The sequence below is a fragment of the Streptacidiphilus albus JL83 genome (assembly GCF_000744705.1).
Lineage (GTDB): Bacteria > Actinomycetota > Actinomycetes > Streptomycetales > Streptomycetaceae > Streptacidiphilus > Streptacidiphilus albus.
This window is the reverse complement of sequence record NZ_JQML01000001.1, coordinates 7103865-7117779: the sequence shown is the minus strand read 5'-3', so window position 1 is coordinate 7117779 and position 13915 is coordinate 7103865. Positions and strand designations below refer to the sequence as shown.

19 protein-coding genes are annotated in these 13915 nt (G+C 70.9%); 4 read left to right on the top strand and 15 right to left on the bottom strand.

Annotation, left to right across the window (positions count from 1 at the left end; all coding sequences use genetic code 11):
* Nucleotides 1-15 precede the first annotated feature (15 nt).
* Nucleotides 16-627, top strand: a complete 612-nt coding sequence (locus BS75_RS31305) for a DUF6875 domain-containing protein (protein ID WP_152646128.1) — start codon at nt 16-18, stop codon at nt 625-627.
* On the top strand, nt 624-1532 hold the full coding sequence (locus BS75_RS31300; protein ID WP_034090657.1) for a tryptophan 2,3-dioxygenase: 909 nt from the start codon (nt 624-626) through the stop codon (nt 1530-1532). Before BS75_RS31305 ends, BS75_RS31300 begins: the two co-directional genes overlap by 4 nt.
* Here BS75_RS31300 and BS75_RS31295 read toward each other — a convergent pair.
* Nucleotides 1470-2654 carry an aminotransferase-like domain-containing protein gene (locus tag BS75_RS31295; RefSeq protein WP_052069830.1) on the bottom strand — a complete coding sequence of 395 codons (1185 nt, stop codon included), beginning with the start codon at nt 2652-2654 and terminating at the stop codon, nt 1470-1472. The genes BS75_RS31300 and BS75_RS31295 overlap by 63 nt on opposite strands.
* Before the next feature lie 153 nt (nt 2655-2807).
* Here BS75_RS31295 and BS75_RS31290 point away from each other — a divergent pair, with 153 nt between their 5' ends.
* Nucleotides 2808-3551, top strand: coding sequence for a Mut7-C RNAse domain-containing protein (locus BS75_RS31290; protein WP_034090656.1), 744 nt, complete (start codon nt 2808-2810; stop codon nt 3549-3551).
* Nucleotides 3552-3728: 177 nt separating this feature from the next.
* On the opposite strand, the gene BS75_RS31285 is transcribed toward BS75_RS31290, so the two are convergent.
* From BS75_RS31285 to BS75_RS31225, 14 genes are all read right to left on the bottom strand, one after another.
* Nucleotides 3729-4868, bottom strand: a complete 1140-nt coding sequence (locus tag BS75_RS31285; RefSeq protein WP_231607938.1) for a cupin domain-containing protein — start codon at nt 4866-4868, stop codon at nt 3729-3731.
* A gap of 488 nt (nt 4869-5356) precedes the next feature.
* Nucleotides 5357-5929: a YbhB/YbcL family Raf kinase inhibitor-like protein gene (locus BS75_RS31280; protein ID WP_034090655.1), complete on the bottom strand. Its 573-nt coding sequence runs from the start codon at nt 5927-5929 to the stop codon at nt 5357-5359.
* A gap of 246 nt (nt 5930-6175) precedes the next feature.
* A complete protein-coding gene (locus tag BS75_RS31275) occupies nt 6176-8326 on the bottom strand; it encodes a phosphocholine-specific phospholipase C (protein WP_034090654.1) in 2151 nt (716 codons plus the stop codon).
* Between the two features lie 169 nt (nt 8327-8495).
* The gene (locus tag BS75_RS31270; protein ID WP_034090653.1) at nt 8496-8963 is read right to left on the bottom strand and encodes an NUDIX domain-containing protein; all 468 of its coding nucleotides are present in this window, start codon (nt 8961-8963) and stop codon (nt 8496-8498) included.
* Nucleotides 8964-9002: 39 nt separating this feature from the next.
* Complete coding sequence (locus tag BS75_RS31265) at nt 9003-9479, bottom strand: NUDIX domain-containing protein (protein WP_034090652.1); 477 nt, start codon at nt 9477-9479, stop codon at nt 9003-9005.
* Between the two features lie 26 nt (nt 9480-9505).
* Nucleotides 9506-10057: a GNAT family N-acetyltransferase gene (locus tag BS75_RS31260; RefSeq protein WP_034090651.1), complete on the bottom strand. Its 552-nt coding sequence runs from the start codon at nt 10055-10057 to the stop codon at nt 9506-9508.
* Between the two features lie 11 nt (nt 10058-10068).
* Nucleotides 10069-10227: a hypothetical protein gene (locus tag BS75_RS48670; RefSeq protein WP_156164307.1), complete on the bottom strand. Its 159-nt coding sequence runs from the start codon at nt 10225-10227 to the stop codon at nt 10069-10071.
* Nucleotides 10228-10286: 59 nt separating this feature from the next.
* The gene (locus BS75_RS31255; RefSeq protein ID WP_034090650.1) at nt 10287-10472 is read right to left on the bottom strand and encodes a hypothetical protein; all 186 of its coding nucleotides are present in this window, start codon (nt 10470-10472) and stop codon (nt 10287-10289) included.
* A 23-nt stretch (nt 10473-10495) separates the two neighbouring features.
* Nucleotides 10496-10714: a hypothetical protein gene (locus tag BS75_RS31250; RefSeq protein WP_034090649.1), complete on the bottom strand. Its 219-nt coding sequence runs from the start codon at nt 10712-10714 to the stop codon at nt 10496-10498.
* Nucleotides 10711-10908 (bottom strand): hypothetical protein, encoded by a 198-nt coding sequence (locus BS75_RS31245; RefSeq protein ID WP_034090648.1) that lies wholly within the window; start codon nt 10906-10908, stop codon nt 10711-10713. Before BS75_RS31245 ends, BS75_RS31250 begins: the two co-directional genes overlap by 4 nt.
* A complete protein-coding gene (locus tag BS75_RS31240; protein WP_034090647.1) occupies nt 10905-11084 on the bottom strand; it encodes a hypothetical protein in 180 nt (59 codons plus the stop codon). Before BS75_RS31240 ends, BS75_RS31245 begins: the two co-directional genes overlap by 4 nt.
* 271 nt (nt 11085-11355) lie before the next feature.
* The gene (locus tag BS75_RS31235) at nt 11356-12198 is read right to left on the bottom strand and encodes a helix-turn-helix domain-containing protein (protein ID WP_034090646.1); all 843 of its coding nucleotides are present in this window, start codon (nt 12196-12198) and stop codon (nt 11356-11358) included.
* A complete protein-coding gene (locus BS75_RS31230) occupies nt 12195-12731 on the bottom strand; it encodes a DUF6879 family protein (protein WP_034090645.1) in 537 nt (178 codons plus the stop codon). Before BS75_RS31230 ends, BS75_RS31235 begins: the two co-directional genes overlap by 4 nt.
* A gap of 4 nt (nt 12732-12735) precedes the next feature.
* Nucleotides 12736-12942 carry a hypothetical protein gene (locus BS75_RS31225; RefSeq protein WP_034094129.1) on the bottom strand — a complete coding sequence of 69 codons (207 nt, stop codon included), beginning with the start codon at nt 12940-12942 and terminating at the stop codon, nt 12736-12738.
* Between the two features lie 260 nt (nt 12943-13202).
* Here BS75_RS31225 and BS75_RS31220 point away from each other — a divergent pair, with 260 nt between their 5' ends.
* Nucleotides 13203-13664 (top strand): hypothetical protein, encoded by a 462-nt coding sequence (locus BS75_RS31220; protein WP_152646127.1) that lies wholly within the window; start codon nt 13203-13205, stop codon nt 13662-13664.
* The last annotated feature ends 251 nt before the right edge of the window (nt 13665-13915 follow it).

The window sequence follows — 13915 nt, the reverse complement described above, 5'->3', positions numbered from 1 at the left end:
GTCAACATCGAAACGGTGGCGGACGAAGCCCTCGCCTGGCTCCATGAGTACGTCGCCCAACCGCACCCGCAGATCGGCCGTGAGGGATCGGTCTGCCCGTTCGTGGAACCCTCACTGGCCGGGGGCTCGCTCCGGCTGGAGCGCTGGCCGGTCGGCGGCGCCGCCACGCCGGAGGAGTTGCGCGCCGTGGTCGACCGGATGGTGGAGGTCTTCGAACCCGGTGACTGGGGCGCGCCCAACCCGACCCTGCGCGCGCTGGTGGTCGTCCTGGACGGGCTCACCCCCGACCGGCACACCCAGCTCGACCGGCTGCAGCTGACGGCCAAACCGGACCTGGTGGCCCGTGGCCTGATGCTGGGCCAGTTCCATCCTCGCTGCAACGACCGCGCGCCCCGCAACCCGGACTTCCCGGTCTCCCGCGCACCGCTGCCGATGCTGGCCATACGTCACATGGCCTTCCACGACGTGCTCTTCCTGCACGGAGACCCGCAGCTCTTCGGCTGCTACCGCGAGCGCTTCGGCTCCCGCTACGCCCAGGGCGGCGTGCCCGATCCGCTGTTCACCGAACTGTTCCAGGCCGCCAGCTCGCGCTGGCCGCTCGACGCCGCCGACGAGGAATCCCGATGACCCAGCCCACGCCCCGGACGTCCACCCTCCCCGCGCCCGACCTCGGCCGCTCCAGCGACGCCGAGCGCTCGGCGCGGGCCGCGTCCACCGGCGGCTGCCCGGTGCTGAGCTTCGAGGGGCCGAGCACCCCCTACATCGACTACCAGAGCATCGACGTGCTGCTCTCGCTCCAGCAGCCGCGCTCGGATGCCCCCGCCGAACTGCCGTTCTATGTCATGGGCCAGGTCAAGGAGTTGCTGTTCAAGCTGATCTACGAGGAACTCCGCCGGATCCGGGCCGAGTTGGACGAGGACCGGATCGGCGCGGCGGTCTGGTCGCTGCGCCGGCTGCGGCGCGTGGTCGAACTGCTCACCGGCACCTGGGACGTGCTCGGCACGCTCGCGCCGACCGAGTTCAACGCCTTCCGCGACCACCTCGGCGACGCCTCCGGACTGCAGTCCTACATGTACCGCATGGTCGAGTACGCCCTCGGCAACAAGCAGCCCGCCCTGGCCGCGCCGCACGACGGGGTGCCGGCGGTCCGCGCGCAGGTCGAGCAGGCGCTGCGGGCGCCCAGCGTCTACGACGCGGCCGTCGCGCTGCTCGCCCGGCAGGGCGCGGAGATCGACCCCGGCACCCTGCTGCGCGACCCGGCCGGACCCCGACCCGACTGCCCGACGGTCGAGCGCGCCTGGGCCGAGGTCTACCGCGAGCTCTCCCCTGCCGATCCGCTGTTCCAACTGGCCGAGGGCCTGGTCGACCTGGCCGAGGGGATGTCCCGCTGGCGCGCCCTGCACCTGCTCACCGTGGAGCGGACGATCGGGAGCAAGCCCGGAACCGGCGGCAGCAGCGGCGTGGCCTGGCTACGCCGGGTCAGCGAGCACCGCTTCTTCCCCGAGCTGTGGACGGCCCGCTGCCTGCTGTGACCCACCGGGCGCGCCGCTCTCCCGGGTGTCGGCCTCCCGGGTGTCGGCCTCCCGGGCCGCGGCCGCGAGTCGGCGGACGCCCTCGGCGATCCGGTTCGGCGGCTCCGCCGCGAAGCACAAACGTACGCAGTGCTCGCCGCCGCCGTCGACCAGGAAGCCGGAGCCCGGCGCCACCACCACCCCGTGCCGCTGGGCCGCCGCGGCCAGCGTGCTCGCGGTGAGCGTGGACGGCAGCCGCAGCCAGACGAAGTAGCCGCCCTGCGGGCGCTCGAACCGAGCCTGCGGCAGCTGCTCCGACAGCAGCTCGCAGAGCAGCTCCGCCCGAGCCGCCAGCTCCGTCCGCATCCGCTGGAGCGGCGCGTCCAGCCCGCCGTCCAGCAGATAGCGGTGGACGACGGCCTGGGCGAACATGCTCGGGGTGATGTAGGTGCGGTTGGCCGCCGCGATCAGTCCCTCGATCCGGGTCTCGTCCGCGATCACGTAGCCGACCCGCAGCCCGGGGCAGACGGTCTTGGAGAACGAGGAGACGTGCACCACCTGCTCCAGGCCGCCGAGCCGCCACAGCGGCGGCAGCGCCGGACCGTCGAACCGCAGCTCCTGGTAGGGGTCGTCCTCGATGACGGCGCTGCCCTCCAGCGCGGCCCGCTCCAGCAGCAGCTCCCGCTCGGGCAGCGCCATGGTGGCCCCGTCCGGGTTCCGGAAGGTGGGCACCGCGTAGACGCAGCGCCGGACCGCCGCCGCCCCCGGTGCCGCCACCGGCTCCACCCACTCGCGTCCGAGCGCCAGTTGTCGGACCGTCACCGGGCGGGCCGCCAGGGCCCTCAGCACCATGTCGTAGGTCGGCCGGTCCACCAGCACCTCGCCGGCCGTGTCGTCCTCCCCGCCCACCAGCAGGTCCACCGCCAGCGCGACGGCCTGCATCGCGCCCGGGGTGACCAGCACCGAACCGGCGTCCACACCGTGCCGCGCCGCGATCCACTCGCGCAGCGGCTGGTAGCCGGCCGGGGAGCCGTAACCGAAGGAGGCGTCCGCGTTGGCGGTCGACGCAGCGCCCGCGGCCTGCGCCAGTCCGGCGACATCGATGAGATCGGCGGAGGGGACACCCCGCCCGAAGTTAATCATGTCCGGTGCAACGAGCGCCGCGTCCGCCCGTTCCACCCCGGCGGCAACGCCACCCGAAGGAGTCCGCTGCTCCGCCGATCGGCGGCAGCCGCCGCGGACCGGCGCCCGGACAATCCGTTGGCCCCCGTCACCGGGCCCTGGCATCCTGGGCCGGTGGACAGACCGGAGATCTCCCTCAGCCTCGCCCCCGAGTTGCACGTCTTCGTCCCCGCCAAGCGGCGGAGCGGATTCGGCCCGGTGCGCACCGACGGCGTCTCGACGCTCGGACATGTGGTGGAGTCCATCGGGGTCCCGCTCACCGAGGTCGGCCGACTGGTCGTGGACGGACGCGAGGTGCAGACCGGTCACATCCCCGCCGCCGGCGAGGCGGTGACCGTGCACGGCGTGGTCCGGCCGCAGCCGCTGCCCGGGCCGGCCCGCTTCCTGCTCGACATCCATCTCGGCACCCTGGTACGGCGCTTGCGACTGCTGGGCATCGACGCCGGCTACGAGAACCCCGACATCGGCGACGCGGCGCTGGCCGCCCGCTCCGCCGCCGAGCAGCGGGTGATGCTCTCCCGGGACCGGGGCCTGCTGCGCCGCCGCGAACTCTGGGCCGGCGCGTACATCTACAGCCACCGCCCGGCGGAGCAGCTGCGGGACGTGCTGTCGCGCTTCGCTCCCCCGCTGGCGCCGTGGACCCGCTGCACCGCCTGCAACGGGCTGCTGCGGGACGCCGAGAAGACGGCGGTGCAGGAGCGGATCGAGCACGGCACCGAGCACTCCTACGACGCCTTCGCCCAGTGCGAGGACTGCGGGCAGGTCTACTGGCGCGGGGCGCACCACGCGCGGCTGGACGAGATCGTGGCCGGGGCGCTGCGCGAGTTCGGCGGACCGCAGGGGCAGCACGCCGCCTGAGCCGCCGATCCCGCCGGCGGCGCGGACGCCGACGCCCGGAGGCCGCGCGTCGGCGCGGGTCCTCCGGGCGGTCCTGACGGCGCGGCGCCGGGGCGGTCCTGCCGACGCGGTGCCGGGCGGCGCCGGGCCGTCGACCTCGCCGGCTGCCGCCGGTCCGAGGTCGCGGCTCCGGCGGGCTCAGCCGAGCAGGTACGCGGCGATGCGCTCGTGGGCGAGCTCCAGCTGGTCCCAGGCCTGGTTGCAGACCCGCATCAGCGCCGGGAACTGCTCCGGGGCGAGGCTGCGCAGGTGGTCCATGCCCAGCTCGCTGTGGTCCTCGTCCACCTCGGCGTGCAGCTCGAAGTAGGAGGTGGTGTCGGCCGTGCGGTCGGCGAAGGCGGGGGCGGTGCGCTCGCCGAAGACCTGGCAGCTGGACTCCACCACCAGGTGCACGATCACGATCTTCGCGGCCTCGTCCGCGCCGTGCATCTGCATCAGGAACCAGTTCCCGGCCGCCTCCAGCGCCGGGTCGTAGACCGTCTCGGTGACCCCGTGCCGCTCGCGCAGCAGCACGTCGTGGCCGAACTCCTCGCGCAGGTGGTCGGCGTAGAGCTCGCGCAGCACCGGGTCGGTGCAGACCGACTGCCGGGCGTAGAGCATCCGCTGGAAGTAGACCGACCAGACGTAGAGCGCCGAGAGGAAGCGCTCGCGCATCCGCGGGTCGTTCGCGATCCGGCCGTCGTCGAAGGGCCGGAACAGCGGGTGCCGCTCGGCATAGCGGCGCAGCCGCTCCGCGCCGAGCCGCTGCAGCTCCGCGAAGGAGCCCCGCTCGGCACCGGCACCGGCGGCGGAGCCCGCGTCGGCGTACCGCACCCGGGGGGCGGTCTCGTCCTCGTAGAGGCCGGCCCCCTCGAACTGGACCGACAGGCCGTGGAACTCCTCTCCCGGCGCGGTCGCGAAGCCGTGCCGGGCCCCGGCCGGGATGCAGACGGTGTCGCCCTCGGTCAACTGCCGCTCGTCGTCGCCGATGAAGCGCACCGAGCCACGGCAGACCATGACCATCGACTTGGTCGGGTGCTGGTGGACTTCGAGGCGCTCGCCGTTGCGCAGCCGGACCCAGGCCGGCGAGAACCGGCCGTGCTCGGGCAGGAACGCGGACAGCGCCTGGTTCCGGCGGAAGTCGCGGTGCTCGCCCAGCAGGTGGGTCTCACCGTTCACCTCGACGCTGGTGATGGCGCGGATGTCCGAACGCGACACGGCCGTGGCCCGGGACGGCGGCGACAGGTCGAGCGGTGCGGCCGGGGCAGGCATGGAGGTCAGCTCGCTGGTGATGGTCATCGGCTCTCAATCGGTTTCGAGGTGCATGCGTTACTGGATACGGAAAATCGGACGGAACCGGGGGAAGCGACGGTGACCGGCCCGGCTCCGACGAGGGCGCGGCCCACGCCGGGGCAGCCGTCGAGGCCCGCGACCGACCGGAGCCGACCGGAGCCGACCGGCGGTGAGCCGGTGGGTCCGGTGGAGCGGCACGGTGTGGTCGGCCGGTTCGGCGCGGGACGGGCCCGGCGCCGGGCTCAGCGCAGGCTGAACGGACCGGTCGGCCCGAGGGCGCACGGCATTGCCCGGGCACAGCCGTTCACGGCGTCGTCCATCAGTTCCCTCCGTTCGGTGCGCCCAGTATTGGTGTACACAAACTAACGAGTCAACGAGCAACTCGCGGAAGGTCAATTGTGGTACGGATGGTCTGATCGCACATCAGTTGATCGCACAACAAACAAATGCCCCGCCAGGATTCGGGAATCCTGGCGGGGCATTGACCTTCGATGTCAGCGGGTGTAGAAGCCGTCCAGTCGGCCCCGGGCGAGGACGGGGCCGGCGATCGCGTCCAGCACCGCCCGGGGCCTGGCCGACTCCAGGTCCCCGCCACCGGCGGCCGGTGCGACCGGGGTCGCCAGGGCGAACAGCTGGAAGACGTAGCGGTGCGGACCGTGGCCCTTGATCGGCCCCGGGCCCCGGTAGCCGCGCCCCACCTCCGAACGGAGCACCCGGACCCCCGGGGCCGGCGCGTCGGCACGCAGGGCGTCGGCGGGCAGCGCGCCGAGACCGGGTTCGAGCAGCGCGAGGCAGTGAACGATCGGGAACTTGGTGGGCGAGTCCGCATCCTCGACGACCAGCAGCAGCTGGGCGGTCTCCGCCGGCACCGCGCGCCAACCCAGAGCGGGCGAGCGGTCCTCCCCGCCGACGCGGCGACCGGCGTGGGACAGTGCCAGCCGGCGCTCGTGCTCGAACTCGGGGCTGCTCAGATCGAGCGTCCCGAGTCCGGCCAGGGCCGGGCGGTTCCAGGCCAGTCGAGCCTCGCCCGCGCGCTTGTTCCTCAGCAGCGTTCCCAGCAGTGCCACGGTCGTGTCCTCAGCTCTCGTCCCGGGTGCCGGCGCCTCGCGCCCACATCTACTGCGATCAGCGTTCGCTGTTCTGGCCACCACAGTACTGCATGCGGCCTCCGCAGCGCAGGAGCCCCACCCCGACGTCGCCCACGCCCACCCCCACCGGCCGCCGAACGCCGACGGGCCTGCCGCCGCACCCCCACAGCGCGGCGACAGGCCCGCATCGGCCCGGTGGTCACCCGGGTGGCAGGTGACCAGGCGTCACTTCTGCAGCGGGCCCGGGTCGCTGATGCTGGCCTCGCCGTTCTCCAGGTGTCCGGCGTAGCGGCGGACGAACGAAGCGCCGTCCAGCGCCGTCACCCTGACGTCGTACCAGTTGCCCTGGCCACCGGTCTGCCAGGTGTACTCGATGCTGTCGTGGCCCCGGAGCACCCGGGTGGCCTGCGCCTTCCCGCCCCGCTGGTAGGCGTTGGCGAGCTGCACCGTGCGCCGACCCTTGCCGAGGTTCTGAATGCGCACCCGGACATGGTCCTTGCCCTGGTGGTCGAACTCCACCAGCAGGCCGTCGCCCTCCTGGCCCTGGAACTCGTAGTAGCTGCCGTTCGGCCCGTAGGCGGCGAGCTGGTAGCCGGCACCGGGGGCCAGGTTCCACACGTCCCGCAGCGCGTCGCCGCCGGCGACGGTGTAACGACGGGGCGCGGCGGACGTGTTGATCCGGTCGGCGATGTGGAAGGCCGCGCCGATCCGCCCGTGGTTCTGCAGCGTCAGGTGCAGCGCACCGGCGCTGCGCGTGCCCTCGTTGACCAGCGCCCGGTAGCCGAGTGGACGGGCCGGACGGGTGCCGGTCTCCTGCACCGGCATCGCCTGCGGCATCCCGACGCTGTAGGGCAGGCCCTGGCTGGAGATCGGGGCGGGGACCTTGAACTGCGGGGGCGCGGCATTGGACTTGCACTCGAAGTCGAACATCGAGGTCAGGTCACCGCAGACGGAGCGGCGCCAGTCGCTGATGTAAGGCGAGCGGACGCCGAAGCGCTTCTCCAGGAAGCGCAGCACCGAGGTGTGGTCGAAGGTCTCCGAGCAGACGTAACCGCCGCGCGACCAGGGCGAGATGGCGATCATCGGCACGCGCGGGCCGAGGCCGATCGGCTGCAGTCCCCCGGGGCCGAGCGTTCCGGCCGGGCTGGTCCAGGGGAAGTTGTCCATGTCCATGAACTCGTCGGCCAGGCTGGCCACCAGCGAGCCGGAGACCATGCCCTCGCCGTTGGGCGTGCTGTTCAGCGTCGGCACCGGCGGGACGACGTGGTCGAACAGTCCGTCGTTCTCGTCGTAGTCGAGCAGCAGGACCGTGCTCCCCCACACCTTGGGGTCGGAAGTCAGGGCCTCCAGCACCAGGTTGATGTAGTACGCGCCGTTGGTGGGCGAGGAGGACGGGTGCTCGGAGTACATCGCCGGCGGGACGATCCAGGTGACCTGCGGCAGGGTGCCGTTCTTCACGTCGTCGGCGAACTCGACCAGGGTGTGGTCGGACGCGCCCTTCTGCACCAGCGGGCTGTTGGGGTCGGCCCCGTCGTCGGGCTGGAAGTTGTGGAACATCATCAACGAGTTGTCGGTGAAGTTGTCCGTGGGCTGCCCGGCGACGCCGCTGCCGCCCTGGTAGACCTTCCAGCTGACGCCGGCCTGCTCCAGCTGCTCGGCGTAGGTGGTCCAGGTGTAGCCGTCGGTCCCGTCGCGCTCGTCCGTGGCGGGGCCGTTGAGCTTGGTCTTCCCGTAGACGTTGCGCGGGTCCGTGGTGCCGGTCCACAGACAGATCCGGTTGGGGAGGGTGTCGGCGTGCACCGAACAGTGGTAGGCGTCGCCGATGGTGAAGGCCTCCGCCAGGGCGAAGTGGTACTGGAGGTCCTGGCGCTTGAGGTAGCCCATCGTCAGGACGTCCTGCTTCTGGGTGACCCAGGAGTCCCAGCGGCCGTCGTTCCACGCCTGGTGGCCACTGGCCCAGCCGTGGTCGGTGCCGGCGGTGTACTCGGTGGTGACGCTCGGGTTGATGTACCAGGGCAGCACCTCCGTCTCGCCGGCCGGCAGATTGCGGCCCTGGTAGCGCGGCATCTTGATGGACGCGGTCGGCTGGTGGAACACCGGCTTGCCGCTGGGCAGCAGGTCGGGACGCGGGTCCGCGTAGCCGCGCACCCCGCGCAGGGTGCCGAAGTAGTGGTCGAAGGAGCGGTTCTCCTGCATCAGGATCACGACGTGCTGGACGTCCTTGATCGACTTTGTGCGCGAGATCGCCGGCATCGCCATCGCCTTGGCGATGGCGGGCGGAAACATCGTCAGCCCGGCGGCAGCAGCCGCGCCACCCCCTCCGAGCTGGAGGAACCTACGACGGCCGAGCTGGGAAGAAGCTTCCGAGGAGCCCATACACCTACCCATTTCTTTACGAACTTGTCTGGACAAGATCGACGCTGCCCGGAGAGCACGGCCAGGAAGGGGCTGACAGAAGACGCACAGGTGATCATCAACCCAACAGTGCCTCGCACACAGAGCATCACGCTGGGTGCGGGCCGGGCGCGGGCCGGGCGCGGGCCGCTCAGCCGAGGTAGGGGTAGTTCCCGCTGAGGTAGTCGCCGATCTGCCGGCGCATGCTCGGGTGGATGTCGAGGGCGCCCAGGTGCTCGGGGTGCACCCAGCGCACGCCGTCCGCCTCGTCGTTGACGGTCGGTTCGCCACCCAGCGGCCTGCCGATGTAGGCGTTCTCGTACTGCTGGCGGATCTCGCCGTCGGTGTAGGCAACGATGTGGTGAGGGTCGGAGTAGACCCCGAGGAAGCCGGTGACCTCGGCAAGGACCCCGGTCTCCTCCAGGCACTCGCGTACCGCGCACTGACCTGCGGTCTCGCCGATGTCCTGAGCGCCCCCGGGCAGCGCCCACTGGCCGGTGTCCCGGCGCCGCTGGAGCAGGATCTCGCCGCCGTCGTTGACCACCAGCAGGTTGCTGGCCGGGATGAGGGTGTTGGCCCTGGGGGCGCCGGGGTCGTTGAGGTACTCGATCCTGCCCACGCGTCTGCTCCGTTCCCTGGTCCTCAGGCTGGCTGTGGGTCAACCGAGGTGGGGGTGCCCGTCGCTGCGGAGGTGGTGCTCCAGCCGCAGGCGCATGGAGCGGTCCATGGTGAGGCCGGGCAGGTCATCGGGTTCCACCCAGCGCACCTGGCTGGACTCCCCACTGGTGCGAGGCGCCCCACCGGTGGGCCGGGCGGTCAGGACGAGGGAGAACTCCTGACGGACCTCGTCGTCGCTGGTGTAGTGGATCACGTGCCTGGGATCGGTGTAGACGCCGGCCAGCCCGGTGATCGCGCACTCGACGCCGGTCTCCTCCAGCGTCTCCCGTACTGCGGCCTGGACCATGGACTCGCCGAGGTCGATCGCGCCCCCGGGCACGGCCCAGTTACCGTTGTCGGTCCGACGGATCATCAGGATGCGTCCCCGATTGTCGGTGACGATGACATTGACGGCCGGAACCCTGCTGTTCGCAGCGGGGGCGGCGGGGTCGTCGTAGTAGTCGATCCGGCTCGGCATGGCGGCATCACTCCATCCGGACGCGGTTACCGGCCGACGATCCATTCGGATTCCACGATGCCGTAGACCACGGAGTCCCGCCACGCGCCTCTGGTGTGGACGTGCTCGCGGATGACGCCCTCCTGCTGGAACCCCGCCGCGAGCAGCGTCTTCTCCGACGCCGTGTTGAGCGGGGCCCGCGCCGCCCAGACCCGGTGCAGCCCCAGGTCCTCGAATGCGAGGGCAAGGCCGAGGCGCAGTGTCTCGGTGCCGAGTCCCTTGCCCCAGGCATCGGGGCGCAGCGCGAACCCGACGGTGGCGGCACGCTGCTGATGCGGGTCGGTGGCCAGGCGCAGCACACCGATCAGCGGTCCTCGGTCAGCCTCGCGCACGGCCAGGGCGTACTCGGTACGCGGTTCTTGTCCAGCCGTGGCCGTCCAGCCGTTCACCAGGGCGGTGACCTGCTCCGGTGAACGCGCCTCGAACGACAGATGCTCGGTCACCGCCGGGCTGCCGTAGACGGCTTGCACGGCTGCGGCGTCCGAGACGGAGAACTCGGACAGTCGCAGGCGCGCTGACGTGCGCAGGACGGGGTACATGACTCCGGACTCTAGCGCGGGAGGGCGGGAATGGGGTTGTTGGTGAACAGCTCGATCTCGGCCCGCAGGTCCCGAGCGGGCTCGGCCATGCGTACCCGGGGGGCGGTCAGCGCTCGGTGGACCCGTTGGACGCTGACGACGATCCCGTGGCTACGCTGGGCGGCCGGCAAGTCGAGAACCGCGTGAACCTCCTCGACCGCGCCGTCCAGGTCGCCGTCGGCGATCCGGGTCAGGGCGAGATTGGTGTGCGCCCCGGCTTCGTCGCCGTAGGCCCGCTCTGCTTCCCCGGCGGAGCGGTAGGCGTCGACTGCGGCTGGCGGGGTGCAGGGAAGGTCAGGATGCCGCCGATGAGGTCGAGCTCGTCGGGCACGACGGTGTCGCGCCGGTCGGCGGCCCGGCTGATCGCCGCGACCATGCCCTGCTCGTTGCGCGGTCACTTCAGAGCGACCGGCTCCGGCCCCGGCCGGGGCGCGGCTTCGGCTCCAGGTCGCAGGGCGGGCAGATCAGCACCGTCCAGCCTGCTCCGGACCCCTGGTCGACGTCGCCGAGGACCCGACCGTGGTCGGTGCGCTCGCCGCACTCGCAGCAGATCCCCGGCGCTGTCTCCGGACTGGTTCCGGTCACGCTGTCGTCGCTCACGGCCGACTGCTCGGTCATCTGCTGCACCTCGGCCCGAAGTCGATGTCACGCCCGGCGGCGAGGATCTCGGGCGCTGCGGCATATATCTCGTCGAGCCGCGCCACCCCTGGCGGTGTCAGCTTCCCGTAACTGGCGGCGGTCATCAGCCGCACGTACTCCAGCCACGTGCTCTCGTAGACGGACGCCGGACGGTGCTCCGCGAAAGGGATCACGACTCCTCCCCGGCGGCCAGGTCCTCGACGATCTGCAGGACGTTGTAGAGCGAGGCGACGAGGGCCCCGGTCGTGTGCAGGAGGTCCTCCCGCGAGGGCAGCCCCGCGAGCAGCGCCTCGGCCTGCGCCATGTCGTTTCGGGCGACGGTCAGCCGGAACTTCTGCGACGGCAGCAAGCGGGATTCTGGTTCAGTCGCGGACGTGTCGGCGGTGGCTTGAAGCATGTCGACCCCTTCTCTGATCGGCCGTGCTCCGGAGCGTGACCGCGACTGCCACGCCCTTCCCTGCAGTGAGCAGGACGACCCATCCGAGCGCGGGCCACAGCCGCCTGCCGAGGTTTGGAGACTGGGAATCTGCCATACGCAGCACGTTAGAGCCGAGTGCTTCTCCAAAACTTCAGTGCTTCTCGGAATTTCGAATCCAGTCCCGAGTGCTTCGCCGGATTGCTCACAATGTCTCCAAGCCGGACCGCGCCAGGGAGATCAGACGCTGTGCAGCACGGCCGTACACGGCCACCTGGTCGAGGCGGTCCCAGACGCGTCCGTACAGCGCGATGTCGTCCGAGTCGTCCAACCACATCTCAGCGTTGATCGTCTCCACGATCACAAGGCGTTCGTCATAGATCCAGAATCCATGTCGCGGCGTGACAGTCATGGATGCGCCGAACGGCACGATTCCCAATGTCACCGTGCTCATGCCGATCAGGCCGGCCAGGCGGTCCAACTGGCCCATCATGACGTCGACCGGGCATGGCAGGACCCGCAGCGCGCCCTCCCAGATCAGAGCCCGGAACATGTGGTTCGGTTCGTACAGCAGTTCCTGCCGCTTCATCCTGGCGCGAACCGCCGCCTCCGTGTCCCGTGGCGTCTGACGCAGCTCAGCGTTGTGGATCAGCAGATGACGAGCGTAGTCGGGGGTCTGGAAGATCCCCGGGACAACGGACGACTCGTATGCGCGGATCGTCCCAGCCGCACGCTGCTCAACCAGCGCTTCGTCCTGGCGGGCCCGATGGCCTGTGGTGAGCTGCCTGCGCCAGGACCGATAGCTTGTCTCCAGCCCGCGCAGACGCCCCTTAAGCTCGGCGCCGGCATCCGCGTTCCCGACGGCCCGCGCCCACGCCTCAAGGTCGGACGGGGCGGGCGTCTGCTTGCCGGTCTCCAGCTTGGAAACCTTCGACGGGGGCCACTCCAGGCGGCGCCCCATCTCACGCCCGCTGAGGCCGGCCTCGGTGCGCAGCTCCCGCAGCCGCGCACCGAGGGACTCCCGAGCACGCTGAAAGTCAGTCGTCACACTCGGGAAGGTACCCGCGCTTTGAACTCCTCGTAGCGGATCGCGTAGTGCCACGCGGCGTCACGGATCTGACATCCCACCAGCACCTCCGAGGGATCCTCGGTCAGCTCCATGCCGAGCGAGTGATCACCCTCATAGCGAAACCGACCAAGCACACGCGAGTCGAACAACCAGAAGTCGCGGGCAGGCAGTCCCACCTCTTCGGACCGAGCGCGCGTCAGGTACCTGATGTCCTCGCCGGCCTCGACCGTGTGCCCGGTCCCCCAGAGGAGAAACCGCTGGTAGTCGGTCGGTGGTTCGTCGACGAGGCGAACACGCTCGACTCGCAGGCCGCGCTCCGTGATCGCGCGAATCGTGCCGAGCCACCTCTCGCGTCCCGCGATCCCCGGGTCCTCGCCGCGCAGGAACGTCTTGTACCGGTCGCTCTCGTAGTCAACCTGGTACTCCCGACGAGCCTCCAGCCTCCAGGCGCTGTGCTGGAATCCGGTGCGAAAGAACTCGGTGATGGCGTTGGCGTCGATGAACTGGGCCACGCGGCTACTCCTTGGAGGCGAAACGGGTGAGCAGGGCCTTCGGGACGATCACGAAGGTCTCCCTGGGCAGGACGTTCCGGAGCTGTGCGAGTGCTTCGGGGTCGTCGAGGATGTCGCCCTGGACGACCACTCGCTCGGTGTCGCCCTCGATCTCGTACAGCGTCGGGCAGTTGCCGTCCTCGGACGTGGTGCCGATGAACTTGAGCTTCATGGTGATCACCTTTCGCTCCCCCGGACCGTACCGGGATGCCGCGCACCGTAGCGCCGCAACGACGAGAATCAGAAGAGGGCGTCAACCCGACCGCGCGCCGTGCTCCCCCGGCGCATCATCCGACCACGTGTTCTGGTGGAGGCGCTGCCAGGGCGGCCTCCGAGGCCCGTACCAACCACAGCTGGGATGATGGGCTCAGTTCCCGGTACAGGCCGCCGGGGTGCCCGGAAGGGCCAAGCTCACCATCGGAGGTACCTTCGTTGTCTTCCAGTGCCCCGGCCGGGTTCGTGCCCCAGGCGCAGCGGCTCCTCCAGGAAGTACTCCAGTCCCTCCGGGGCCTGACCCCGGTCCCGTTGGAGATCACCTCGGTGGAGCCGTTCGACGGCACCGAGGAGCAGCGGGTCGCGATCCGCGCCCTGGGCCTGCCCGTGGACCCGGACGTCCCCCGTCCGCAGGAGGTGTCCGTGACCGGGCGCGCGGGCGGCGAGGAGTTCCAGTTCTTCCTCCTCGACCGGGACACCCCCGACGTGCGCGCGGCCACCTGCGCGAACACAATGGCCGACGCGGTCCAGGAGGCACTCGGCCCGCTCCCCTTCCCGACCTGCCCCGGTCACTTCCACCCCGCAGTCGTCGAACACCGCGCCCCACGGGTCTACTGGTGCTGCCCCACCGCGCGCGGCACAGCCCTGGTCGCCATCGCCGACAGCACCGACTCCCCGTGAGCAGGGGCAGGCCGGCCCCTTTCCCGCTCTTTGCTGGGGTAGCGATGTCCAGGGCGGCATCGCGGACCCGGCAGGAACGGTCCTTCCATCCCGTCACCAGGGCAAGCCTTGTGCCGACGGGAGCGGGGCAGCCACACAGCTGCCCCGCCCGCACCTTGTCCAACTGACGTCACCAGTTGCTCAAGCGACAACACGCAGTGGCGGCGCAACTGTCGTCACTGAGCCGGGCGTCCTCCCGGGGCCTCGATGAA